We start from the raw sequence: 25144 nt of genomic DNA, 5'->3' as shown, positions 1-25144 counted from the left end.
GGCTGCTATATCTCCCTAATCTCCGGTTACGCGGCCGTGCCACGGCCAAGGGTCGCCAAACGCGACCCTGTGGACCGAAATCCAGCAGGGAGCACTCATGGACAACATCGTCGTCGCCGACAAGCAATCTGCCGTCGCCACCCAGAATGCCTGGGGCAATATCACCCTCAACAACCCTGCCGTGGTGCAGATGCCCATCGCCCCCGACCAGGTGGCGACCGTCACCCGGCGCGGCCAGGACCTGATCGTCACGCTCAAATCCGGAGAAAAGGTCACTGTCGGCAACTTCTTTGCCGTGGACCAGGCAGGTGTTGGCAGCGACATGGTGTTCGTTGGCGAAGACGGTACCTTGTGGCACGCCAACTATGATGCGACGACCTTCACCGGTTTCACCTTCGATGAAGTGGCCTCGCTTGACGAACTGGTGGCAGGCATCGGTGTCGCCGGTGCCGGGACCTCGACCTTTGCCATCGCTGGCCTCAGCCTGCTCGGTGTCGGCGGCGTGGCGGCTGCGGCAAACAACAGCGGTGGCAGCAGTGGTGGAGGTGGCGGCAGCGCACCGGGCGACACCACCTCCCCAGCCACGCCCATCGACCTGCTGGTTTCGCCCGATGGCCTGCGCCTGAGCGGTCGCGGTGAAGCGGGGGCCACGGTGAATGTGTTCGACGCCGCAGGCAACCTCATCGGCAGTGGCACGGTGAATGCCGATGGCCGCTTCGATGTCGCCCTGAACACCCCGCAGGCCAACGGCGAAAACCTGGCTGTCTCGCAGACCGACGCCGCTGGCAACACCTCGCAGGCTGGTGCGGTGACGGCCCCGGACATCACCCCGCCTACAGCACCGACGGAGCTGACGATAGACCCGCAAGGCACCACCCTCACCGGCCGCACCGAGCCAGGTTCGACCGTTCAGGTACGCGGTGCCGACGGCGCTGTTCTGGGAACTGCCGTGGCCGGCGCTGATGGCCAGTTCAGCCTGACCTTGCAACCGCCGCAGACCGAAGGCCAGCCTTTGCAAGTCACGGTCACCGACCCAGCCGGCAATGTCTCCGGCGCCACCACCATCACCGCACCGAACGACGGCGTCGGCAACCCGCCCGATACCACGCCCCCTGACGCCCCGACCCAGCTGGTCATTGGCCTGGCCGGCCAACGGCTCAGCGGGCGCGGCGAAGCGGGCGCCAGCGTGCAGGTGCGCGACGCCGGGGGCAACCTGATCGCCAGCGGCACGGTGGGTGGCGACGGCAACTTCCAGATCACCCTCGCGCCGCCGGTGAAAGACGGCAGCAGCTTGCAGGTGACCCTCACGGACGCGGCCGGCAACGTCTCGCAACCCGGCACCGTGGTCTCGACCGACCTGCAGGCCCCGGCACAACCCAGCGATCTGGCCCTGGTCGCCGGCGTGACCCTCACCGGCCGAGGCGAGCCGGGTGCCGCCATCGAAGTACGCGACGCCAACGGTGCCGTCATCGGTACCGGCCAGGTCGGCCCAGACGGCAGCTTCACCCTGACCCTCGCCCCGGCCCAGGCCAATGGCGAGGTGCTGGACGTGCGCCTCACCGACGCCGCTGGCAACACCTCCACACCGTTGGCATTCACCGCCCCCGACACCACCCCGCCTGCCGAAGTCAGCAACATCGTGGTGGGCAACGGTGGCCTGGCCCTGAGTGGCCGCGGCGAGGCCGGTGCCACGGTGGAAGTGCGCGATGCCAATGGCAACCTGATCGGCAGCGCTACGGTCAGTGCCAATGGCACCTTCCTGATCGACCTGGCGCCCGCAGCACAGCCCGGCGCCCGCCTTAGCCTGGTGCAGACCGACGCGGCCGGCAATGCGTCCGAAGCGCTGCAATTCGACGTACCACTGACCCAGACCCCGGCCAGCCCGAGCGACCTGACCATCGCAACCGATGGCACCAGTATCAGCGGCAGCGCGCCCGTCGGCAGCCGCGTGGAGGTGCATGACGCCAACGGCACGCTGATCGGCAGCGTGACCGTCGGTGCCGAAGGCACCTTCACCGTAGTGCTCACCCCTGCGCAGGCCAACGGCGAACTGCTCGACGTGAGCGCAGTTGATGGTAGCGGTGCATCGTCCCTTCCCGCACAGGTCACCGCGCCCGACATCACCGCCCCGGTCACACCCAGCGAGCTGGCCGTGAATGCCGACGGCACTGTCGTCACCGGCCGCGCCGAGCCCGGCAGCACCGTGCGCGTGCTGGCCGCCGATGGCACAACGGTGCTGGGCAGTGCCGTGGCTGGGGCCAACGGCGCGTTCAGCGTCACCCTCGACCCACCACAGGTCGATGGCGAACAACTGCAGGTCACCGCCACCGATGTGGCAGGCAACCCCTCCACGCCGGGCAGTGTGACAGCACCAGACATCGACAGCGGTGGTGACACCACACCGCCACAACCGGCCACTGACCTGATCATCAGCGCCGACGGGCGCACGGTCTCGGGCCGTGGCGAAATAGGCGCCACTGTCCAGGTATTGAACGACCAAGGTCAGGTCATCGGCACCGGAACCGTTCAAGCGGATGGCAGTTTCACCCTGCAGCTGGATGTGCCGGTGGTCGATGGCTCATCCTTGCAGGTCAACCTGACCGATGCCGCCGGCAACGTCTCCACGCCAAGCCCGCTGACCGCGCCAGACCTGGTGCCACCAGCACAACCCAGCGGACTCAGCCTGGCCAACGGCGTGACCCTGAGTGGCAGCGCCGAAGCGGGCGCCCGGGTGGAAGTGCGTGATGCTGACGGCAACCTGATCGGCAGCGGCATCGCCCAAGCGGACGGTAGCTTCAGCCTCACCCTCGACCCGGCCCAGAGCGATGGCGAACACCTGGCCATCAGCGTGATCGATGCCGCCGGCAACGCTTCTGCACCGCTGGACTACACCGTACCGGACACCACGCCACCGTCGATCATCAGCAACGTCATCATCGGCGCCGGTAGCCTGGTCGTGTCTGGCCGCGGCGAACCTGGCGCCACGGTCGAAGTGCGTGATGCCAACGGCGCGGTGATCGGCACTGGTGTAGTCGCGGCCAACGGTACCTTCCTGGTCGACCTCAACGGCCCGGTCAGCGCCGGTGATGCCATCGTGCTGCAACAGACCGACGCCGCCGGCAACCCTTCGGTCTCGCTCACCGTCATCGTCCCCGCCACTGCGGTGCCTGAGAGCCCTGACGGGCTGGTGCTGGCCGCCGACGGCTCGTCCATCAGCGGCACCGCTCCGGTGGGCAGCCTGGTGGAGGTGCGCGACGCCAGCGGCACGGTGATCGGCAGCGTTCAGGTGGGTAACGATGGCACCTTCACCATTACCCTCGACCCGGCCCAGGCCAACGGCGAACTGCTCGACGTGGTGGCCATCGATGCCGACGGCAACAGTTCGTTGCCGAGCCAGATCAATGCACCGGACATCACCCCGCCAAACGCAGCCAGCGACCTGCAGCTCAGCGCCGACGGCGTGACCCTGACCGGCCGCGGCGAAGCAGGCGCCACGGTACAAATCAGCAATGCCCAGGGCACCGTGCTGGGCAGTGCGGTAGTCGCTGCCAACGGCACCTTCACCGTGACCCTGAGCCCGGCACAGATCAACGGCCAGGAACTCGACGTGGTGCTGCGCGATGGCGCGGGCAACAGCTCCACCGCCACCCTCACCGCCCCTGACCTGGACGGCCCGCTGCAGCCTTCTGGCCTGGCCATCGACAGCAATGGCCTGCACCTTACCGGGCAAGGCCAGGCAGGCTCGATCGTCACCGTCCGCGACATCAACGGCAACGTGCTGGGCAGCATCACGGTTGGTGCCGACGGTCGCTTCGACGTCACCCTCGGCCAGCCGCAGCGCAACGGTGAAAGCCTGACCGTAGAGGCCACCGACAGCCTGGGCAACAGCGCCGGGCCGGTGAGCTTCACTGCACCGGACAGCACCCCACCGCAAACCGTCAGCACGCCGACCATCGATGGCAACGGCAGCACGGTCAGCGGCACTGGCGAACCTGGCGCCACCGTCACCGTGCGCGGGCCCGATGGCAGCGTCCTGGGTACCGCGTTGGTCGGTGGCAATGGCAACTTCGAAGTTACCCTCGACCCACCTCAGACCAATGGCCAGGCGCTCACCGTCGAGCAGCGCGACCCTGCTGGCAACGTCTCGGCCGCCGTCGATCTGCCAGCACCCGATAGCACACCGCCTGCAATCACCTCCGGCCTGGCGCTGTCTGGCAACGGTACGCAACTCACCGGCAATGGTGAGCCCGGCGCGCAGGTGCAGGTTACCGGTGCTGGCGGCGTGGTCCTGGGTACCGCCACGGTTCAAGCCGACGGCAGCTTCAGCGTGACCATCGACCCACCACAACTCAACGGCCAGACCCTGACCGTCATCCAGACCGACGGCGGCGGCAACCCCTCGCCTGCCAACACCGTGACCGCCAGCGACCTCGAAGCACCCGCGCCTGCACAAGGCCTCGGGCTCAGTGCCGATGGCATCACCCTCACGGGTCAGGGCGAAGCCGGTGCCACCGTGGAGGTGCGCGATACGGCCGGGCAATTGCTGGGTAGCGGCGTCGTTGAAGAGGACGGCACCTTCAGCATCAGCCTGGCGCCGCCACAGACCCACGGCGAAACCGTGTCGGTGGTGCTGATCGACACCGCTGGCAACGCCTCGCCTTCGGCCCCCTTCACCGCTGACGATACCAGCGGCCCGGCGGTCCCGGGCGGCGTGCAGGTGAGTGCCGACGGCACTCTTGTGCAAGGTACCGGCCAGGCCGGCGCAACGGTAGAAGTGCGCAACGCCGCCGGCGATCTGCTAGGTAGCGTGGTGGTGCCGGCCAGCGGTAACTTCAGTGTGGCGTTGAACCCGCCACAACTGGACGGCCAGACCCTCGACATCACCCAGACCGATACCCAGGGCATTGTCTCTGGCGCCGCCCAGGCCACCGCGCCGGACCTTACCCCACCCGCACAGCCCACGGACCTGGCGATCACCCCCGATGGCCTGGCGCTCACCGGCAACGCACCGGGCGCGACTTCGGTCACCGTAATCAGCGCGACCGGCGTCGAGTCCACCGTAGCGGTCAACCCTGACGGCAGCTTCAGCGTTCCGCTTGCCCCTCCCCTGCTCAACGGCGAGACGGTGACGGTGGTGGTCACCGATGCCGCTGGCAACGCGACCCAACCCACCAGCGTCAGTGCCATAGACAGCACACCTCCGGCACCGGCCACGGATATCTCGGTCAGCCCGGATGGCAGCACCATCAGCGGCACTGCCGAACCCGGTACCACCGTGATCGTGCGTGACGGCAACTCCGAACTGGGCACCGTCACCGTCGGCCCGGACGGCACGTTCGTGGTTCAGGTCAGCCCACCCCTGGCCACTGGCGACAGCGTGCAGCTGGTGGTGCAAGACAATGGCAACAACGAAACCGCGATCACCGTGAATGGCCCGACTGGCAGCGAGCTCGCCACCCCGAGCAACCTTGTCATCAGTGCCGATGGCTTCCTGCTGACCGGTCAAGGTACCGTGGGTTCGCTGATCACCGTCACCTCCGGCGGCGCGACGCTGGGCACCGGCACGGTCGGCAGTGACGGTTTCTTCCACATTTTCCTGGCCAGTGCCCAGCTCAATGCGCAAGTTCTGAGCGTCAGTGCACGCGCTTCAGCCGGCGGCCCCCCATCCGTACCGGCCACCATCGTGGCGGCGGACACCACCCCACCCGACGCCCCCACCCAGGTTGCCATCAACCGCAGCGGCAGCACCCTCAGCGGCCATGGCGAAGTCGGTGCGACGGTAACTGTGACCGATGCCAATGGCACCCTCGTAGGCAGCGGTACCGTGGGCAGCAACGGCCTGTTCAACGTCACCCTGGTGCCGGCGCAGACCAATGCGCAAAACCTCACCATCACCCAGGCCGATGCCGCAGGTAACGTCTCGCTGGCAGCCACCGTGCAGGCACCCGACCTGCAAGCCCCGGATGCCGCCACTGGCCTGAGCCTGAACAGCGCCGCCACCGTGGTCAGCGGCCAAGGCGAAGCGGGCGCGCTGGTGACCGTGCGCGATGCCAGTGGTGCGATCCTGGCCACCGGCACGGTCAACCAGAGCGGCCAGTTCCAGATCACCCTGCCCAGCGCACAAACCACCGGCAGTGCGCTGCAGGTCACCCTTAGCGACGCCGCCGGCAACGTCTCCGGCCCGGCCAGCCTGGCGACCCCGGACCGCACGCCGCCAGCGGCCGTGAGCAACCCGCTGCTCAGTGCCGATGGCCGGCAACTGTCCGGCAGCGGTGAAGTCGGCGCCACGGTACAGGTACGCAATGCGGCCGGTACTGTGCTCGGCACCGCCATCGTCGGCGCCGACGGCCGCTTCACCGTTACCTTCGGCACCTCGCAAGCCAATGGCCAGGCCATCGGCGTAAGCCAGGTGGATGCCGCTGGCAACGTCTCGCCAGCCGTGAGCGTCATCACACCGGACCTGACCCCGCCTGCAGCATTGACCAATGTCGCGCTGAACAACAACGGCGTGACCTTGACCGGCCTTGGCGAAGCTGGCGCCAGCGTCACCGTGCGCGGCCCTGACGGCACCATCATCGGTAACGGCCAGGTGGCCGCCAACGGCACCTTTACGCTCTCGCTCGCCAGCGCGCAGCTCAATGCGCAGCACCTGAGCGTGACCCAGACCGACACCGCTAACAACACATCGGTCGCAGTCACTGTCATCGCACCGGATCATACCCCACCGGCAGCGCCCACTGCGCTGGCGCTGGCGGGCACCGGCCTGCAACTGAGCGGTAGCGCCGAGGCCGGTAGCACCGTCACCGTGCGCGACGCGGCGGGCAATGTGCTCGGCACTGCCGTGGCCAGCGCCAACGGTACCTTCCAGGTCACTCTGAGCAGTGCCCAGACCAACGGCCAGACCTTGCAGGTCACGGCCACCGATGCGGCAGGCAACGTATCGCCCGCCACGCCGTACACGGCTGCCGACACCACACCACCGGCAGCAGTCAGCAACCTGGCCGTGTCGCCCGACGGCACCACCCTGACGGGTAGCGGCGAAGCGGGCGCCACGGTCACCGTGCGCGCACCGGATGGTTCTTCGCTGGGTACCGCCACGGTGGGCAGCAATGGTCGCTTCACGGTCACGCTGGCACCGGCCGCCACCACCGGCGAAAGCCTCAGCGTGGTGCAAACCGACGCGGCGCAGAATGCCTCGCCGGCACAGAGCGTCACCGCACCGGGTGAGCTGGCGCCAGATGCCCCCGACAACCTGGTGCTGTCCGCCAACGGCCTGGTAGTCACCGGCAGCGCCGCGCCGGGCAGCACGGTCAGCGTCTACGGCCCGGGCGGCGTGTTGCTGGGCACCGCGCCGGTCGGCAACGACGGCACCTTCACTGTCAATCTCGGCAGTGCCCAGGTCAACGGCGAGCTGTTGCAAGTCAGTGCGGTAGGCACCGATGGCAGCGCTTCGCTGCCGGCCGACCTGCAAGCCCCGGACATCACCGCGCCGCAACCGCTGAGCAATCTGGTGATATCCAACGACGGCCTGGTGCTCACCGGCCGCGGCGAGCCAGGTGCCACCGTGACCGTGCTGGGTGTCGGCGGGGCCGACCTGGGTACCGCCGTGGTCGGCGCCAATGGCAATTTCACCGTCAACCTCAACGCCGCACAGGTCAACGGTGAACTGCTCAGCGCCGCACAGACCGACGCGGCCGGCAACGAGTCCAACAGCGTCAGCCTCACCGCGCCGGACATCACGGCACCCAATGCGCCGGCCAACCTGGCATTCGCCGGTGGCGGCAGCCTGCTCAACGGCACTGGCGAGGTTAATGCCACGGTAAAAGTCGTCGCTGCCGACGGCACTGTGCTGGGCACCGCCACGGTGATGAGCAATGGCAGTTTCCAGGTCACCCTCAACCCGCCACAGGCCAACGGCCAGGCCGTGCAAGTGGTGCTTACCGATGCCACCGGCAACCAGTCCCCGGCGACTGCCATCACCGCGCCCGACACAACGCCACCGGCGGCGCCGGGCGAGCTGGCGATTTCCAGTGATGGCGTTACCCTCACCGGACGCGGCGAGGTCGGCGCGCGGGTCAGCGTGACCAACGCTGCCGGTAACGAGATCGGCACGGCGACCGTCGACGCCAGCGGCCACTTCACCGTGACCCTCAACCCGGCGCTGGGCAACGCGGAACTGCTCAGCCTTACCCAGACCGACGCTGCCGGCAACGTGTCGGCGGCAGCGACCCTGCAAACCCCGGACTTCACCCCGCCAGACGCCCTCACCGACGTGGTCATCAATGCCGACGGCAGCGTGGTCAGTGGCCGTGGCGAGCCAGGTGCGACAGTCACCGTGAACAACGCCGCCGGTGTACTGCTGGGCACCACCACGGTGCTCGCCGACGGCAGCTTCCGCGTCGAACTCAGCCCTGCGCAGATCAACCAGCAGGCGCTGTCGGTGCAACAGGCCGACCCACCCGGCAACATCAGCGAGCCGGTCACCGTCAACGCGCCTGACCTGACGCCGCCCGCCGCGGCGCTCGACCTGCGGCTCAATGCCGCGGGCGACCAGCTCGGCGGTACCGGTGAAGCCGGCACGACCGTGCGGGTGTACGTCGGCAGCATCGAAATCGGCACCACCACGGTGGCTGCCAACGGCACGTTCGTGGTCAACCTGAGCCCGGCGCAACTCAACGGCCAGGTCCTGCAGGTGACCCTGACAGATGCCAGTGGCAACCTCTCGCCGATCAGCACGGTGACAGCCGTCGACAGCACACCGCCGGGCACCGTGATCGCCAGCCTCAACGCCAGCGGCACGCAACTGGTCGGTACCGGCGAAGCCGGCGCGCGCGTCACCGTGATGGACAGCCAGGGCAACCTGATCGGCCAGGGCACCATCGACCCCGACGGTCTCTTCGTGCTCAACCTGAACGCAGCGCAGGTCAACGGCCAGGTGCTGACCGTGATCGCCCAGGACGCCACTGGCAACCCGTCCGCGCCCCTGCAACTGATCGCCCCGGACCTGACACCACCGGTACAGCCCAGCAACCTGGCCCTGACCGGGAACGGCACACTGCTCAGCGGCAGCGCTGAAGCGGGCAGCGTGATCACCGTGCGCAACGCTGCCGGCACCGTGGTCGGCACCGTCACCGTGCCGGCAGGCGGCGAATTCACTGTCAGCCTGAGCCCGGCGCAAAACAACGGCCAGCTGCTGAGCGTGATTTCCACCGACAGCGCCGGCAACACCTCGCTGCCGGCCGAGTACCAGAGCGACGATACTTCACCGCCCGCCATCGTCACCAACCTTGCCATCAACACCGACTACAACGTGCTCACCGGGCGTGGTGAAGCGGGTGCGACCGTAACTGTCAGTTTCGGCGGCGTGCCGATCGGCATCGGCCTGGTCGACAGCGGCGGCAACTTCTCGATCACCCTGTCACCGGCACCCGGTTCGCTAGCCATCTTGGAAGTAACCCAGACCGATGCCGCCAACAACACCTCGGCGGTGTTCGAATACACCACGCCGTTGGTGCCACCACCGGAACCACCGGTCAACGTGACCCTGGCCGCCAACGGCCTGACCCTGACAGGTACAGCTGCCGCCGGCGCGTCGATCCGTGTCTACGACGCCGCCGGCGACCTGATCGGCACCGGTACGGTCAATATCGTCAACGGTGGCTTCTCGATCACCTTGAACAACGCCCAGCTCAACGGGCAACACCTGACGGTGACGGCAGTGTCGTTGCTCGGTGGCGAGTCGCAACCAGTGTTCGTCACCGCGGCCGACACCACACCACCGGCCAACCCGGTAGTCACCTCGCTGTCGGCCAATGGCCTGGTGCTCAGCGGCACCGGTGAAGCTGGAGCCACGGTGACCGTGCGCGATGCCAGCGGCAATGTGCTCGGCAGCGGCCTGGTCAATGGTGCAGGGGCATTCAGCATCAACCTCAACAGTGCCCAGCTCAATGGCCAGGTGCTGAGCCTGAGCCAGGCCGATACCGCCCTGAACGTTTCTGGCACCACCAGTTACACGGCGCCAGACACCCAGGCCCCGCTGGCACCGACCAACCTGGTGATCAATGGCGCTGGCACCCTGCTCACCGGTAACGGCGAGCCGGGCGCGACCGTGACCGTGCAAGGCCCCGGCGGCCAGGTCGGCAGCGCCATCGTGCAGAGCGACGGCACTTTCAACATCACCCTGACCAGCGCCCAGAACAATGGCCAGGCCCTGGTCGTGCGCCAGACCGACGCCGCCGACAACGCATCCGGCAGCACCGGCATCACTGCGCCAGACACCACCCCGCCAGTCGCCCCCGTAGCGACAATCAACACCAACGGCACCACGGTCAGCGGCACTGGCGAGGCCGGTAGCACAGTAACCGTGCGCAACAGCGCCGGCACCGTGCTCGGCACCGCCACGGTGGCCAGCAACGGCCAATACACCGTGAGCCTGAGTGCGGCGCAGATCAACTTCCAGGCGCTGAGCGTCACCCTCACCGATGCCGCCGGCAACACCTCCAGCGCCACTGCGCTGAACGCCCCGGACCTCACCCCACCGGCCAATGCCAGCAATCTGGTCATCAGTGCCGACGGCACCACCCTCACCGGCTCCGGCGAGGTCGGTGCCACGGTGACCGTGCGCAGCGCCAGCGGCACCGTGCTGCAAACCGCGGTGGTACAGCCTAATGGCACCTTCAGCGTGACCCTGAGCCCGGCCCAGGACAACGGCCAGGTGCTCACGGTGACCCTCACCGACCCGCGCAACAATACCTCTGGCAACGTCAACATCACCGCGCCAGACATCGACGCCAACGCCCCGGTCATCGCCAGCGACAACCTGGCCACTGCCACCGTCAACCTGGCGCCAGTCACCGCCACCACCACCTACAGCGACAGCTTCACCACCCTGTTGTCGGGCTTCAGCAAGACCTACACCTGGACGGTGGCGGCCGGCACCACGGTCGATCCGACCCTGACACTGACCACCAACAGCGTGCTGGCACTGCTGAACAACTCCACCTTCACCTTGCAAGTGAAGGATGCCACCGGCGCCTGGGTGACCATCGCCACCGGCAACACCCAAGGGCTGCTCGACCTGATCGTGCTGCCGCTGGGGCTGCAGGTCGATATCGGCAAGCTGCAGGCCGGCGACTACCGCCTGACCGTGGCCAGCGGCGGCATCGGCCTGGTGACCCAGGTCACCACCAGCCTGGACATCGAAGCCACCAGCCTCACCCAGTTCACCGGCACGGGCAGCGCCACCTCAGGTAACGTCATCACCGATACGGGCACCGACGGTACCGTCGACTCACGCGGCCCGGACAGCGGCGCGGTGCTGCAGGTGCTGAAGAACGGTACCTACGTGGCCGCCGCCAGCGGTGCGGGGACCACGGTACAGGGCCAGTACGGCACCCTGGTGATCCATGCGGACGGCAGCTACACCTATACGCCCAATGGCAGCCCTTCGAGCGTCGGCAAGGTGGACGTGTTCAGCTACCAGCTGGTGCACCCGAACGGCCTGTCCGACTCGGCCAATCTGTACGTGCGCATCGACAGCCCGCAGGCCACGGAAATCTGGAGCGACAGCAACCTCAGCGCGCCGGCCACGGTGGTGGATGCGGTCAACGATATCGACAGCAGCCAAATCACCCTGGCCAACCGGGTCGACAGCAGTAGCGCCACCCTGGGTACGCTGAGCCTGCCGGTGATCGGCTCGCGCCAGGCCATCTACACCACGTCGGTGGCCGCCGACACCAGCGCCGACCTGCAAGTGGTGGTCAACTCGGCCAACCTGCTGACCCTGCTCGGCAACACCACCATTGCCCTGTACAAGCTCAACACCAGCACCGGCCAGTACGTGCTGGTGCAATCGGTGCCGGGCAGCTCGCTGCTTACCCTGCTCGGTGGTGGCGCCGGCTACACCTTCACCGGGCAGACGGCCGGCAGCTACCAGGTCCGCGTCAGCTCCAGTGGCATCGGGCTGCTCAGCTCGATCACCACCAGCCTCAACACCACCACCACGCACCTCACCGAGTTCGTGGTCAGCAGCGCCACGGTGGCCAGCGGCAACCTGATCACCGACCCGACCGGTACCGACAACCTGGGTTCGGCACTGACCGTGCTGAGCGTGCTGACGGCCGCCGGCACGTATACCATCCCCGGCTACAACGGCGTCAGCGTGGCCGGTACCTACGGCACGCTGCTGGTGCATGCGGACGGCAGCTACACCTACACCCTCAACAGCGGGCTGACTTCGGCGGTGATCGGCCAGCACGACACCTTCACCTACGAGCTGACCCACCCCAACGGCACCACCGACACCGCCACGCTGACCGTCAACCTGGACAACGCCGCCGGTCTCACCACCTTCTCCGCGCTGGTGGCCGACACCAGCGACGACAGCCTGGCCGTGGCCAGCGTGGCGGCCGCCGCTTCCAGCGAAGTGCTCGCCGGCACCGACGGCAACGACCACCTGGTGGGCAGCCAGGGCGGGCACATCACCCTGGAAGGCGGCGCCGGCAACGACATCCTCGAAGTGGTCGACCAGAACTTCGCCAGCGTCGATGGCGGCAGCGGTACCGACACCCTGCTGTGGGGCGGCGGCGATGCCAGCATCGACCTGGGCACCCTGGCCGAACGCATCCACAACATCGAGGTGATCGACCTCAACGCCACCAGTGCGGTGGCGCTGACCCTCAACCTGGCCGACGTGGTGGCAATCACCGAAACCGGCACCAACACACTGATCATCAAGGGGGATGACAAAGACTCGGTGCACATGACGGACAACTGGACCCTGGTCGGCAACCAGACTGCCGACGGCATCGACTATAACCAATACACGGCCCAGGAAGATCCGAGCCACCACCTCTGGGTGCAGAACAGCATCCATGTCGTCTGAGGCCGCTGCAATCCGCCGGGCACACCGCCCGGCGGCAAGGACGATCAGCAGTAAGGGAATTACGTGAAGCGACGCAGTCCGCTGTCACCGCTGTGGCTGGGAGCCTTCGGGCTCCTGGTAGTGAACCTGAACCCGGTTGCCCAGGCAGCCGATGACATAGACCCCAGACTGCGCACCATCGGCCCGTCGCTGATGCGCGACGCGCCCGATGCCATCCCCGCCCGCCCGCCTTCCGGCCAGGCCGCCAGCCATGGCGACCGGCTGGGGCTGGCCGAGGCGGTGTTGACCGCCGCGCAGTGGCACCCGAGCATCGCCGAAGCAGTCGGCAACCTGTACAAGCAGGGCGAAGGCATCAACGTCGCCCGTGCCGGCTATTACCCACAGATTTCCGGCGGTATCCGCACCGGCTATGACAGCGGCTACGGCGGCGACCGCAACAGCCAGGCGCTGAACCTGTCGTTGAAACAGATGCTCTACGACTTCGGCAAGGTCGACAGTGCCGTCAGTGCCGCCCAGGCCGCCGCTACCCGGGCCCAGGCCAATATTTTGCTGGTGGTCGACGACCTCGCCCGCGACACCGCCTACGCCTGGATCGAAACCCGCCGCTATGAACAGCTGATGGTGATTGCCCGCGACCAGATCCGCGGCGTCGGCGACATCGCCGGCATGGCCCGCCAACGCAGCGACATGGGCGCCAGCACGCGCTCTGACGTAGTCCAGGCCGAATCACGGGTGGAAGGTGCCCGCGCCACCCTCGAGGAATACCAGTCGCAGTACGAACGCTGGCGTTCGACCCTGGCCGAACTGCTTGGCCGGGTAGCGCCGCCGGCCCTCGCCGAGGAACAACCGCCAGAGCTGAACCAGGCCTGCAAGCGCGCCTCAGGCAGCAGCGACCGGCTGCCGGCCGTGCTCATGGCCCTGGCCTTGCGTGCCCAGTCCCAGGCCGAACTGGCCCAGGCCAAGGCCGAAGCCTACCCCACGCTGTCGCTGCAACCACAGGTCAATCACTACCTGGACAACGACTACAACCGCGACAACCGCAGCCTGGACCGTACCCAGGCGGGCATCTACCTGAACGTCGAGGTGCCCATCTACCAGGGCGGAGCCATCAGCGCCCGCAGCCGCGCCGCCGGCCATGCCCTGAGCGCCGCCGACTCCGCCGAAGACGCCGCACGCCTGCAAGCCCGCCGCGGCCTGGCCGAAGCCATGGCACAGACGTCCGGGCTGGGCCGGCGCCTCAACTCGCTGGAGGCGCGCCAGGCCAGCATCCAGGAAGCCCGCGAACTGTATGGCCGGCAGTACCTGGACCTGGGCACCCGGCCACTGCTCGACCTGCTCAACGCCGAGCAGGAGATCTACCAGTCACGCTTCGAACTTGCCGGCACCCGCTCCGACCTGCTGCGCCTGGATGTCGACTGCCTGTACAACACCGGCGCCCTGCGTACCGCCTTCGGGCTGGAAGGGCGCAACCTGCAAGGGGTGGAAATCGAGCCATGAACGATACCGTGAAGCTGACCCAGGCCGCTCAGGAGCAGAACCCGGAGCAGGCGGTGGTACATCGGCCCGACCTGGGCCCCTGGCTGGAAGTGATGCTGCAAGTCGCCCATCACTATCGCCTGGACGTCTCACCCCAGCGCATTCGCCTGGCAGCGGTCGAAGATGCGCGCCCGCTGGATGAAATTCTCCGGCACATGGCGCGCCAGGCTGGCCTGACCTTGCGCTTCGTGCGCTACGACGCCAAGGCCCTGCGCCAATGGCGCACGCCACTGGTGCTGGAACTGGACGATGGCCAGCTGGCCACGGTCGAGGCGGTGACCGAAGAAAACGAGCTGGCCGTGGTCTTCGCCGGCGACCAGCGCCTGACCTCGCGCCTGCCCCGCGAGGCGCTTGAAGGGCGTATCAACCGCGTGGCATTGATGCGCCCGGCGCGGCCGCTGCGCGATGTGCGCACCGACGACTACACCGCGCCCTATGATCGGCACTGGTTCGCCCGCATCGTGCTGCGCGACCTGCGCCCCTACGGCCAGGTGATGGTCGCCTCGCTGGTGGCCAACGTGCTGGCCCTGGCCGGGGTACTGTTCTCGATGCAGGTGTACGACCGGGTGATCCCCGCCGAATCCCTGCCAACCCTGTACGTGCTGTTTGGCGGTGTGGTGCTGGCGCTGGTGTTCGACTTCAGCATGCGCCTGCTGAGGTTGAAGGTTACCGACCTGCTCGGCAAGCGTGCCGACTTGCGGGTGTCCGACCTGGTCTACGGGCATGCGCTGCGCCTGCGCAACTCGGCCCGGCCGAAATCCACCGGCTCGTTCATCTCGCAATTACGCGAGCTGGAGTCGATCCGCGACCTGATCACCTCGAGCACCGCCACCGCCTTGGCCGACCTGCCGTTCTTCCTGCTGTTCCTGTTTGTGTTCTGGCTGATCGGTGGGGTGCTGGTATTCATCCCGCTGGTGGCGCTGCTGGCCATGGTCATCCCGGGCCTGCTCGCACAACGGCGCCTGGCGGTACTGGCCAATGCCTCGATGCGTGAATCTTCGCTGCGCAATGCCATGCTGGTGGAAAGCATCCAGGGCCTGGACGAGATCAAGGCGCTGCAGGCCGAGGCGCGTTTCGAGCGCCAGTGGAACCAGTACAACGCCGCCTGCGCGCACACCAGCCTGCGCCTGCGCACCCTGACCAACGGCCTGGTGACCTGGACCCAGAACGTGCAGGGCGCGGTGTTTGCCGTGGTCATCGTGATCGGCGCACCGATGGTGATTGCCGGCGACCTCACCACCGGTAGCCTGGTCGCCGCCTCGATGCTGTCGTCTCGGATGATGGCACCACTGGCGCAGCTGACCCATGTGTTGACCCGCTGGCAGCAGGCCAAGGTGGCCCTGCAGGGCCTGGACAAACTGATGCAGTCGCCGGTCGACCACCCTGAAGGTGAAGCCCGCGTACACTTGCCGGCCATCCGTGGCGAATATGCCCTGCGCCAAGCCACCTTCCGCTACAGCCCGGAAGCCCCACCGGTACTGAGCATCGGCCAGCTGCACATAGAGCCCGGCGAGCGCATCGCCGTGCTAGGGCGCAACGGCGCCGGCAAATCGACCTTGCTGCAGGCCCTGGGCGGCGCCATGGACCTGAGCCAGGGCGAAGTCAGCCTCGATGGCATCGCCATGGCCCACCTCGACCCGGCCGACCTGCGCCGTGACGTCGGCCTTCTGGCCCAGTACGCCCGGCTGTTCCATGGCACCCTGCGGGAGAACCTCACCCTCGGCGCCGGCCAGGCCAGCGACCAGGAACTGGTGGCCGCGCTGGCCGCCACCGGTGCGCTGGAGTTCGTCCGCCACCTGCCCAAGGGCCTCGACCACCTGATCCTCGAAGGTGGCCAGGGCCTGTCCGGCGGGCAGCGTCAGGCCCTGGTACTGTCTCGCCTGCTGGTACGCCAGCCCCAGGTACTGCTGCTCGACGAACCCACCGCCTCGCTCGACGACGTCACCGAACGCAAGCTGCTGGATAACCTTGATCGCTTCTGCCAGGGCCGCACCCTGGTGATCGCAACGCACCGCTTGAGCGTGCTGCAGCGGGTCGAACGCATCATCGTGCTGGACGGCGGGCGTATCGTCATCGACGACAAACGCGACGCTGCCCTGGCCAAGCTGCAAGGAGCGCAGGCATGAGCAACCACGAACTCCCCGCGTCCTACCTGGACGGCCAGGATGACCAGGCGGTGCTGCGCGCCGGCCGTGTCATCACGCTTTGCGCCATCATGCTCGCCGCGTTCCTGGCCTGGGCGGCCTGGTTCGAGGTGACCGAAGTCTCCACCGGCACCGGCAAGGTGATCCCCAGTTCACGCGAGCAGGTGATCCAGTCGTTCGAAGGCGGCATCGTCGCTGAAATGAACGTGGCCGAAGGCGACCTGGTCGAACGCGGCCAGGTGCTGGCCCAGCTCGACCCGACCAAGACCGCCTCCAGCGTTGGCGAAAGCGAGGCCAAGTACCGTGCGGCCAAAGCCAGCGTCGCGCGGCTGCGTGCCGAGGTCACCGGCAAACCGCTGAGTTTCCCCGAAAGCCTGCGCGACTCGCCCGACCTGATCGACGCCGAGACGGCACTGTACGAAACCCGCCGCCGTGGCCTGGAGCAGACCTTGGCCGGCATCGAGGACTCACTGCGGCTGGTGCGTGCGGAGCTGAAGATCACCGAGAACCTGGCCAAGATGGGGGCCTCCAGCCGGGTCGAAGTGATCCGCCTGAACCGCCAGCGCTCGGAACTGGAACTCAAGGCCAACGAAGCGCGCTCCGACTACCTGGTACGTGCCCGCGAAGAACTGGCCAAGGCCAGTGCCGAAGCCGACAGCCTGTCGGAAGTGATCCGCGGGCGCAGCGATTCGCTGACACGCCTGACCCTGCGCTCGCCGGTACGCGGCATCGTCAAGGACATCGAGGTCAACACCCTGGGCGGCGTAGTGCAGCCCGGCGGCCAGGTGATGAAGATCGTGCCGATGGACGAGCGCTTGCTGATCGAAACACGTATCGCCCCACGCGACATCGCCTTCATCCACCCCGATCAGGCCGCCAAGGTCAAGATCAGCGCCTATGACTACTCGGTGTATGGCGGCCTGGATGGCAAGGTGGTGGGGATATCGCCGGATACCCTGCAGGACGAGGTGAAACCGGAGATCTACTACTACCGGGTGTTCATCCGCACCGAGCAGGACAGCCTGACCAACAAGGCCGGCAAGCACTTCGCGATCGTACCGGGGATGATTGCCACGGTGGATATCCGCACCGGCGAGAAGACCATTCTCGATTACCTGATCAAGCCGCTGAACCGCGCCCGCGAAGCCCTGCGCGAACGCTGATCTGGGCCCCGGTAGAGATCCCCTGTAGGAGCCGCGCTTGCCGGCGATGGGCCGCGAAGCGGCCCCACGATTTCAAGGTTGCTGCATAAATTGCCGGGGCCGCTTCGCGGCCCATCGCCGGCAAGCGCGGCTCCCACAGGGATGGCGCCAGCTTCAAGAAATTGAGCAAGTCAGTTGCTCCCACAGGATCCAGATCCGCTCTGCAATATGTACATGGGCGCTAAAGCGCAGCCAGATCAGGCCGATAACCCGGCATCCCCTGTTTCCCACGAAGGTCACCATGGCCACGCAAAATGCCCGCGCGGATTCGCTGTCCCTGCTGCTGTTCACCCTGCGCAGCGGCAAGCTGATGGCAATCAACTTGCTCAAGGTCAGCGAGATCATCCCCTGCCCGCCCCTGACCAAGCTGCCCGAATCGCACCCGCACGTGAAAGGCGTGGCGACCCTGCGCGGCAATTCGCTGTCGGTGATCGACCTGTCCCGCGCCATCGGCGAACGCCCGCTGGCCGACCCGGACGGCGGCTGCCTGATCGTCACCGAGATCAGCCGCTCGCGCCAGGGCCTGCACGTGCAGGCGGTGAGCCGCATCGTCCATTGCCTGAGCACCGACATCAAGCCGCCGCCGTTCGGTTCGGGCAACCGTTCGTTCATCACCGGCGTGACTCGGGTCGACAACACGCTGGTGCAGGTGCTGGACATCGAAAAGGTCATCCACGGCATCGCCCCGCCCGAGCCGGAGCCACAACCGGGTGAGCTGAGCGAGGAAGACGCCAGCCTGCTGGCCGCCGCCAACATCCTGGTGGTCGACGACAGCCAGGTGGCGCTGCAGCAGTCCGTGCACACCCTGCGTAACCTCGGTATCGAGTGCCACACCGCACGCAGCGCCAAGGATGCGATAAACGTGCTGTTGGAGCTTCAAGGCACCGCGCAGGAGATCAACATCATCGTCTCGGACATCGAAATGTCCGAGATGGACGGTTATGCCTTCACCCGCACCCTGCGCGAGACGCCGGACTTCCAGCACCTCTACGTGCTTTTGCACACCTCGCTGGACAGCGCCATGAGCAGCGAGAAAGCCAGGCTGGCCGGGGCCAATGCCATCCTCACCAAGTTCTCTTCGCCCGACCTGACCGACTGCCTGGTGACGGCGGCGCGGACCGTGGTGTTTGCCGAGCGCTGAAGCACGTGTTGTTATATTCAGCGACAAACTCCATGGCTTGCCGCCAGGGATGACTCGGGCATAATTCGCGCCCCTCGGATAATTTCCCGGAACCGCGTATGAAGTTTTTCAGCTCTCTTCTGATCGCCTGCGCCCTGTTCAGCGGTGTCGCCCAGGCCTCCAGCAGCCAGGCCTGGAACGAGCAGCGCCAGCAGATGCTCAAGGCCTGCCTGAAGGCCAGCCAGTTCAAGGATGCGCACGCCCGTGGCAAACCGGCTGAGTTCGATGATCAGGTCGGTTTCAGTGCCCTGCTGATCGAAGGTGTTTATCCACAGAAGCACATGCAGCAACGTACCGGCACCGAGCTCTGCCTGTACGACCGCAAGCAGCAGCAGGCCCACATCAGCGAATGGAACCCGGACGCCAAGTGAACGACAGCCTGCGCTTTGCCTGTACCGGTTGCGGCAAGTGCTGCACCGGCCACCATGTGCCATTGACCTTGGCCGAGGCACGCCAGTGGGCGACGGCCGGTGGCCAGGTGATCGTGTTGATCGAAGCCTTCGTGACCGATGGGCCAGGCATGCCTGCAGAGCAGCGCGAGCATGTGATGCGCCGCTCGTACCCGGTGCCTTGTGGCGGCAGCGAAGCCCGCGTTTCGGTGACCTTTGCCGCGTTCAACCCAGGGCGCTGTCGCAACCTCGACGACAACGACCTGTGCACCATCTATGAAAGCCGGCCACTGGTCTGCCGCATCTATCCGGTGGAGATCAACCCGCATATTCCTTTGCGGCCAGAGAACAAGGACTGCCCGCCCGAGGCCTGGGAACAGGGGCCTGAACTGATCCATGGGTCGCTGCCGGTGGACCCGGCGTTAACGGCGCTGGTGCAGGCTTCGCGGCAGGCGGATCGCGATGATATCGCGGCCAAGGTGGCCATCTGCGAGGCGCTGGGGATGACTACCAGCGCGCTTAAAGGCAATGGGTTTACTGCTTACCTGCCAGAGATGGCGGCCTTTGCCGGGGTGCTGGCACAGGCGCCATCTGGGACCGGGGCTGAGTGGATGCTGCATGTCGAGCAGCCTGGGCTGGTGAATGATTTGCAGGCTCAGGGATTGCGGACCACTGCTGAAACGCCGGTCTACTATGCCTTCATCGGGTTTTAGGTAAGCAGGCTCGGCCTCTTCGCGGGTAAACCCGCTCCCACAGGAACTTCACAGCATTCAAGGTTTGTGTAGTACCTGTGGGAGCGGGTTCATCGGGGCGCCGAACCGCCGCGAAGGGCCGCAAAGCGGCCCCCATAACTGTCAGGCGCTGCGGTTCAAGCCCATTTCCATATCATTGATCAGCGCCTTGGCCATGGCGCTGAGAATCCGCGTTGCACGGCCGCTCGCCGTTGTTGGCGAACCGTGAAGTTATCGCTGAAGCAGTTCCCCGACTATCAGACGCCATCCGACAGGGGGTGTAGGATAATTCGTCATGCCTGCGTTCTTGAAGCATTTGGTTTCAGGTTCAGAATCTTCCTACAGCTGGTGACAGGATCGCGTTAGGGCCACCAGGTGCTTGCCACACATCTTCAGCGCCTATGAGATCGAGCGCCGCCCGCGCGGCGCATCGCGAGCTGCGCTCGCTCCTACGTTTGTTTCGGTCCAGTAACGCCTGTGGCAGGCGCGCGCGACCGCCTTGTTGGTACGACACGATATCGCGCCATGCGCCAAAGCGTTCGCGTGCAAATTTCCCAGGATTCACTGGCCCGAAACAAACGTAGGAGCGAGCGCAGCTCGCGATGCGCCGCGCGGGCGGCGCTCGATTTCCGCGTCACCACAACACTCAAGGCATGCACCCCAAAGCCCACATCAACTTCCAGCCAGGCACCCGCAAAGCCAACACAAAACCCAACCTGTCACCGCTGTCAGCCAGCTGTCACGCTGCCGACCCGGTCACAGCGCTATAAGCTTCAATACAGACCTCCGTTTCCCCCCCCTTGGCCAAGGTGCCCGCGCCGATGCGACGTCCTTCCCGTTCCGTACTTCTCGCCGCGTTGGCCCTGCTCGCCCTGGTGGTCCTGGGCGTCTGGTATGGCCAGCGCCAGCAGGCCACCACGCCGCGCGCGCAAGCGGCGATTCCGGTGCGGGTGGTCAGCGTCGCCCAGCAGGACGTACCCCGCTACGCCAGCGCCATCGGCGCGGTGCTGTCCCTGCACAGCGTTGAAGTGCGGCCCCAGGTCGAAGGGGTGCTGACCCAGGTGCTGGTCAAAGAGGGCCAGTGGGTAAAAGAAGGCGACCTGCTCGCCACCCTCGATGACCGGGCGATCCGCGCCAGCCTCGACCAGGCCCGTGCCCAGCTCGGCCAGAGCCAGGCGCAGATCCAGGTGGCCGGTGTCGACCTCAAGCGCTACCGCCTGCTCAGCACCGACGATGGCGTGTCCAAGCAGACCCTCGACCAGCAACAGGCGCTGGTCAACCAGTTGCAGGCCACAGTCAAAGGTAACCAGGCAGCCATCGCCAACGCCGAGGTGCAGCTGTCATACACGCAGATCCGCTCGCCGGTGACCGGGCGTGTCGGTATCCGCAATGTCGACCCCGGCAACCTGGTGCGCACCAGCGATACCCAGGGCCTGTTCAGCGTCACCCAGATCGACCCGATCGCTGTCGAGTTCGCCTTGCCACAACAGATGCTGCCAACCCTGCAAGCCCTGCTCAAGGCGCCAACCCCGGCGCTGGTGCAGGCCTACATGGACGCCGACGGCGAACGCAACCTGCTCGGCGAAGGCCACCTGGCCCTGATCGACAACCAGATCTCGGCCAACACCGGCACGGTCCGGGTCAAGGCCGAATTCGACAACAAGGACGGCCGCCTGTGGCCGGGCCAGCTGGTCACCATCCGCCTGCGCACTGCGGTCGAAGAGAACGCCCTGGTGGTGCCGCCGCCAGTGGTGCAGCGCGGCATCGACGGGCACTTCGTCTACCGCCTGGACGGCGACAAGGTCACCAGCGTGCCGGTCAAGGTGCTGTACCAGGACAGCGGCCTGAACATCATCGCCGGGGTCAAGCCGGGCGAGCGCCTGGTGCTCGACGGCCAGTCACGGCTCAAGCCTGGTGCACGGGTCGAGGTCACCCCGGACGCACCACCACCGGCAGAAATGGCTGACCGCAGGAGCCAGCCATGAATACCAGCAACGGCGTGTCGGCGTGGTGCATCGATCACCCGATCGCCACCTTGCTGCTGACCTTCGCCCTGGTGCTGCTGGGCGCCATCGCCTTCCCGCGGCTGCCGGTGGCCCCCCTGCCCGAAGCGGACTTCCCGACCATTCAGGTCACCACCCAGCTGCCCGGTGCCAGCCCGGAAACCATGGCGTCGTCGGTGGCCACGCCGCTGGAGGTGCAGTTCAGTGCCATCCCCGGCATGACCCAGATGACCAGCAGCAGTGCGCTGGGCTCGACTACCCTGATCCTGCAGTTCACCCTCGACAAGAACATCGACACCGCCGCCCAGGAAGTCCAGGCGGCGATCAACACCGCCACCGCCCGCCTGCCCCAGGACCTGCCCAACCCGCCGACCTGGCGCAAGGTCAACCCGGCCGACAGCCCGGTGCTGGTGCTCACCGTCAGCTCCGCGCAAATGCCCGGCAATGACCTGAGCGACTACGCCGAAACCCTGCTGGCGCGCCAGCTCAGCCAGATCGAAGGGGTCGGCCTGATCAACATCACCGGCCAGCTGCGCCCGGCCATTCGCGTGCAGGCCCAGCCGGAAAAACTCGCCGCCATCGGCCTGACCCTGGCCGATGTGCGCCTGGCCATCCAGCAGACCAGCCTGAACCTGGCCAAGGGCGCGCTGTACGGCGAACACAGCGTCTCGACCATCGCCGCCAACGACCAGCTGTTCCACCCCGAGGACTACGCCAAGCTCATCGTTTCGTACCGCAACGGCGCACCGGTGCACCTGCAGGACGTCGCCAAGGTGATCAATGGCGCCGAGAACGCCTACGTCAAGGCCTGGTCCGGCGACCAGCCAGGGCTCAACCTGGTGGTGTTCCGCCAGCCCGGGGCGAATATCGTCGACACCGTCGACCGGGTGATGGCGGCCCTGCCCAAGCTGCAGGAAATGCTCCCGGCGTCGATCGAAGTGTCGGTTCTGCAGGACCGTACCCAGACCATCCGCGCCTCCCTGCACGAGGTGGAGCTGACCCTGATGATCGCCGTGGCCCTGGTGATCGGGGTGATGGTGCTGTTCCTGCGCCAGTGGTCGGCGACCCTGGTGGTGTCCAGCGTGCTCGGCGTGTCGCTGATCGCCAGCTGCGCACTGATGTATGTGCTGGGCTTCAGCCTGAACAACCTCACGCTGGTGGCCATCGTCATCTCGGTGGGCTTCGTGGTGGACGATGCCATCGTCGTGGTCGAGAACATCCATCGTCACCTCGAAGCCGGCGACGACAGCCGCACGGCAGCGCTCAAGGGCGCCGGCGAGATCGGCTTCACCGTGGTGTCGATCAGCTTCTCGCTGATCGCCGCGTTCATTCCGCTGCTGTTCATGGGCGGTGTGGTCGGCCGGCTGTTCAAGGAGTTCGCCCTGACTGCCACCTCGACCATCCTGATTTCGGTGATGGTGTCGCTGACCTTGGCCCCCACCTTGTGTGCGTTGTTCATGCGCCGCCCGCCCGGCGAGCAGCACGGCGGCTTTGGCGAGCGCCTGGTGAAGTGGTACGAAAAGGGCCTGAACCGTGCCCTCGCCCACCAGCGCCTGACCCTTGGCGTGTTCGGCGTGACCCTGGCCCTGGCCGTGGTCGGTTATGTCGGCATCCCCAAAGGCTTCTTCCCGCTGCAGGACACCGGCTTCATCCTCGGCACCACCGAGGCGGCGGCAGATGTGTCGTACCCCTCGATGGTCGAGAAGCACCTGGCGCTGGCGAAGATCATCGGCGACGACCCGGCGGTGCAGGCCTATTCCCATTCGGTGGGGGTCACTGGCAGCAACCAGACCATCGCCAACGGCCGCTTCTGGATCGCCCTCAAGCCTCGCGGTGAGCGTGACGTGTCGGCCAGCGAGCTGATCGACCGCCTGCGGCCGAAACTGGCCCAGGTGCCGGGCATCGTCCTGTACATGCGTGCCGGCCAGGACATCAACCTCAGCTCCGGCCCGTCGCGCACCCAGTACCAGTACGTGCTCAAGAGCAACGACGGCGTGGCCCTGAACCTGTGGACCCAGCGCCTGACCGACCGCCTGCGGGAAAACCCGGTGTTCCGCGACCTGTCCAACGACCTGCAGCTGGGCGCCAGCGTCACCCGCATCGACATCGACCGCCAGGCCGCGGCGCGCTTCGGCCTGACCACCACCGACGTCGACCAGGCGCTGTACGATGCCTTCGGCCAGCGGCAGATCAGCGAATTCCAGACCGAGACCAACCAGTACAAGGTGATCCTCGAACTGGACGCGAAGCAGCGCGGCAAGGCCGAGAGCCTGAACTTCTTCTACCTGCGCTCGCCACTGACCAACGAGATGGTGCCACTGTCGGCCCTGGCGCATGTCGCGCCACCGAGCACCGGCCCGTTGTCGATCAGCCACGACGGCCTGTTCCCGGCGGCCAATCTATCGTTCAACCTGGCCCCCGGCGTGGCCCTGGGCGATGCGGTGAAGATCCTCGAGCGCACCCAGCGCGAACTGGGCATGCCCGACTCGATCAGCGGCAACTTCCAGGGCGCGGCCCAGGCCTTCCAGAGTTCGCTGTCGAGCCAACCGTGGCTGATCCTCGCCGCGCTGGTGGCGGTGTACATCATCCTTGGTGTGCTGTACGAGAGCTTCGTCCACCCCCTGACGATCATTTCCACCCTGCCCTCGGCCGGCCTGGGTGCGTTGATATTGCTCTGGGGCATGGGCCAGGACTTCAGCATCATGGGCCTGATCGGCGTGGTGCTGCTGATCGGCATCGTCAAGAAGAACGGCATCCTGCTCATCGACTTCGCCCTGGAAGCCCAGCGCCACCAAGGCATGACGCCCGAGCAGGCGATTCACCAGGCGTGCCTGACGCGCTTCCGGCCCATCATCATGACCACCCTCGCCGCCCTGCTCGGCGCGGTGCCGCTGATGTTCGGCTTCGGCGCCGGCGCCGAGCTGCGCCAGCCGCTGGGCATCGCGGTGGTCGGCGGGCTGCTGGTGAGCCAGGCACTGACGCTGTTCACCACCCCGGTCATATACTTGGCCCTGGAGCGCCTGTTCCACCGCCGCCAGGCCGCCCGTGCGGCGGCGCCAAGTGCCAGCTAGGACAA

At 66.7% G+C, this 25144-nt stretch carries 9 protein-coding genes; all 9 read left to right on the top strand.

The genetic code is table 11. The features are described from left to right. Nucleotides 1-97: 97 nt before the first annotated feature. The 9 genes from OCX61_RS04125 (at nucleotide 98) to OCX61_RS04085 (ending at nucleotide 25139) form a co-directional block, all read left to right on the top strand. Entirely contained in the window at nucleotides 98-12883 is a 12786-nt protein-coding gene (locus OCX61_RS04125; RefSeq protein WP_261942725.1) for a BapA/Bap/LapF family large adhesin, read from the top strand. A 63-nt stretch (nucleotides 12884-12946) separates the two neighbouring features. Beyond that, entirely contained in the window at nucleotides 12947-14380 is a 1434-nt protein-coding gene (locus tag OCX61_RS04120; protein WP_261942724.1) for a TolC family outer membrane protein, read from the top strand. Next, nucleotides 14377-16545, top strand: a complete 2169-nt coding sequence (locus OCX61_RS04115) for a type I secretion system permease/ATPase (RefSeq protein WP_261942723.1) — start codon at nucleotides 14377-14379, stop codon at nucleotides 16543-16545. The genes OCX61_RS04120 and OCX61_RS04115 overlap by 4 nt, the downstream gene beginning before the upstream one ends. Then, complete coding sequence (locus tag OCX61_RS04110; RefSeq protein ID WP_261942722.1) at nucleotides 16542-17726, top strand: HlyD family type I secretion periplasmic adaptor subunit; 1185 nt, start codon at nucleotides 16542-16544, stop codon at nucleotides 17724-17726. Before OCX61_RS04115 ends, OCX61_RS04110 begins: the two co-directional genes overlap by 4 nt. 280 nt (nucleotides 17727-18006) lie before the next feature. Further along, nucleotides 18007-18906: a chemotaxis protein gene (locus tag OCX61_RS04105; protein WP_261942721.1), complete on the top strand. Its 900-nt coding sequence runs from the start codon at nucleotides 18007-18009 to the stop codon at nucleotides 18904-18906. Nucleotides 18907-19004: 98 nt separating this feature from the next. Further along, complete coding sequence (locus OCX61_RS04100; RefSeq protein ID WP_261942720.1) at nucleotides 19005-19316, top strand: hypothetical protein; 312 nt, start codon at nucleotides 19005-19007, stop codon at nucleotides 19314-19316. Continuing rightward, nucleotides 19313-20047, top strand: a complete 735-nt coding sequence (locus tag OCX61_RS04095; RefSeq protein WP_261942719.1) for a YkgJ family cysteine cluster protein — start codon at nucleotides 19313-19315, stop codon at nucleotides 20045-20047. The genes OCX61_RS04100 and OCX61_RS04095 overlap by 4 nt, the downstream gene beginning before the upstream one ends. 839 nt (nucleotides 20048-20886) lie before the next feature. After that, nucleotides 20887-22050: an efflux RND transporter periplasmic adaptor subunit gene (locus OCX61_RS04090; RefSeq protein WP_261942718.1), complete on the top strand. Its 1164-nt coding sequence runs from the start codon at nucleotides 20887-20889 to the stop codon at nucleotides 22048-22050. Beyond that, a complete protein-coding gene (locus OCX61_RS04085; RefSeq protein WP_261942717.1) occupies nucleotides 22047-25139 on the top strand; it encodes a multidrug efflux RND transporter permease subunit in 3093 nt (1030 codons plus the stop codon). The genes OCX61_RS04090 and OCX61_RS04085 overlap by 4 nt, the downstream gene beginning before the upstream one ends. Nucleotides 25140-25144: the final 5 nt, after the last annotated feature.

It is taken from the genome of Pseudomonas sp. LRP2-20 (assembly GCF_024349685.1).
Taxonomy (GTDB): domain Bacteria; phylum Pseudomonadota; class Gammaproteobacteria; order Pseudomonadales; family Pseudomonadaceae; genus Aquipseudomonas.
This window is presented reverse-complemented; position numbering and strand designations above follow the sequence as displayed.

What these genes read in the sequence shown, in the direction of transcription:
- OCX61_RS04125 (WP_261942725.1), top strand. Translation starts at nt 98, where the DNA reads ATGGACAACATCGTCGTCGCCGACAAGCAATCTGCCGTCGCCACCCAG.
- OCX61_RS04115 (WP_261942723.1), top strand. Translation starts at nt 14,377, where the DNA reads ATGAACGATACCGTGAAGCTGACCCAGGCCGCTCAGGAGCAGAACCCG.
- OCX61_RS04110 (WP_261942722.1), top strand. Translation starts at nt 16,542, where the DNA reads ATGAGCAACCACGAACTCCCCGCGTCCTACCTGGACGGCCAGGATGAC.
- OCX61_RS04105 (WP_261942721.1), top strand. Translation starts at nt 18,007, where the DNA reads ATGGCCACGCAAAATGCCCGCGCGGATTCGCTGTCCCTGCTGCTGTTC.
- OCX61_RS04100 (WP_261942720.1), top strand. Translation starts at nt 19,005, where the DNA reads ATGAAGTTTTTCAGCTCTCTTCTGATCGCCTGCGCCCTGTTCAGCGGT.
- OCX61_RS04090 (WP_261942718.1), top strand. Translation starts at nt 20,887, where the DNA reads ATGCGACGTCCTTCCCGTTCCGTACTTCTCGCCGCGTTGGCCCTGCTC.
- OCX61_RS04085 (WP_261942717.1), top strand. Translation starts at nt 22,047, where the DNA reads ATGAATACCAGCAACGGCGTGTCGGCGTGGTGCATCGATCACCCGATC.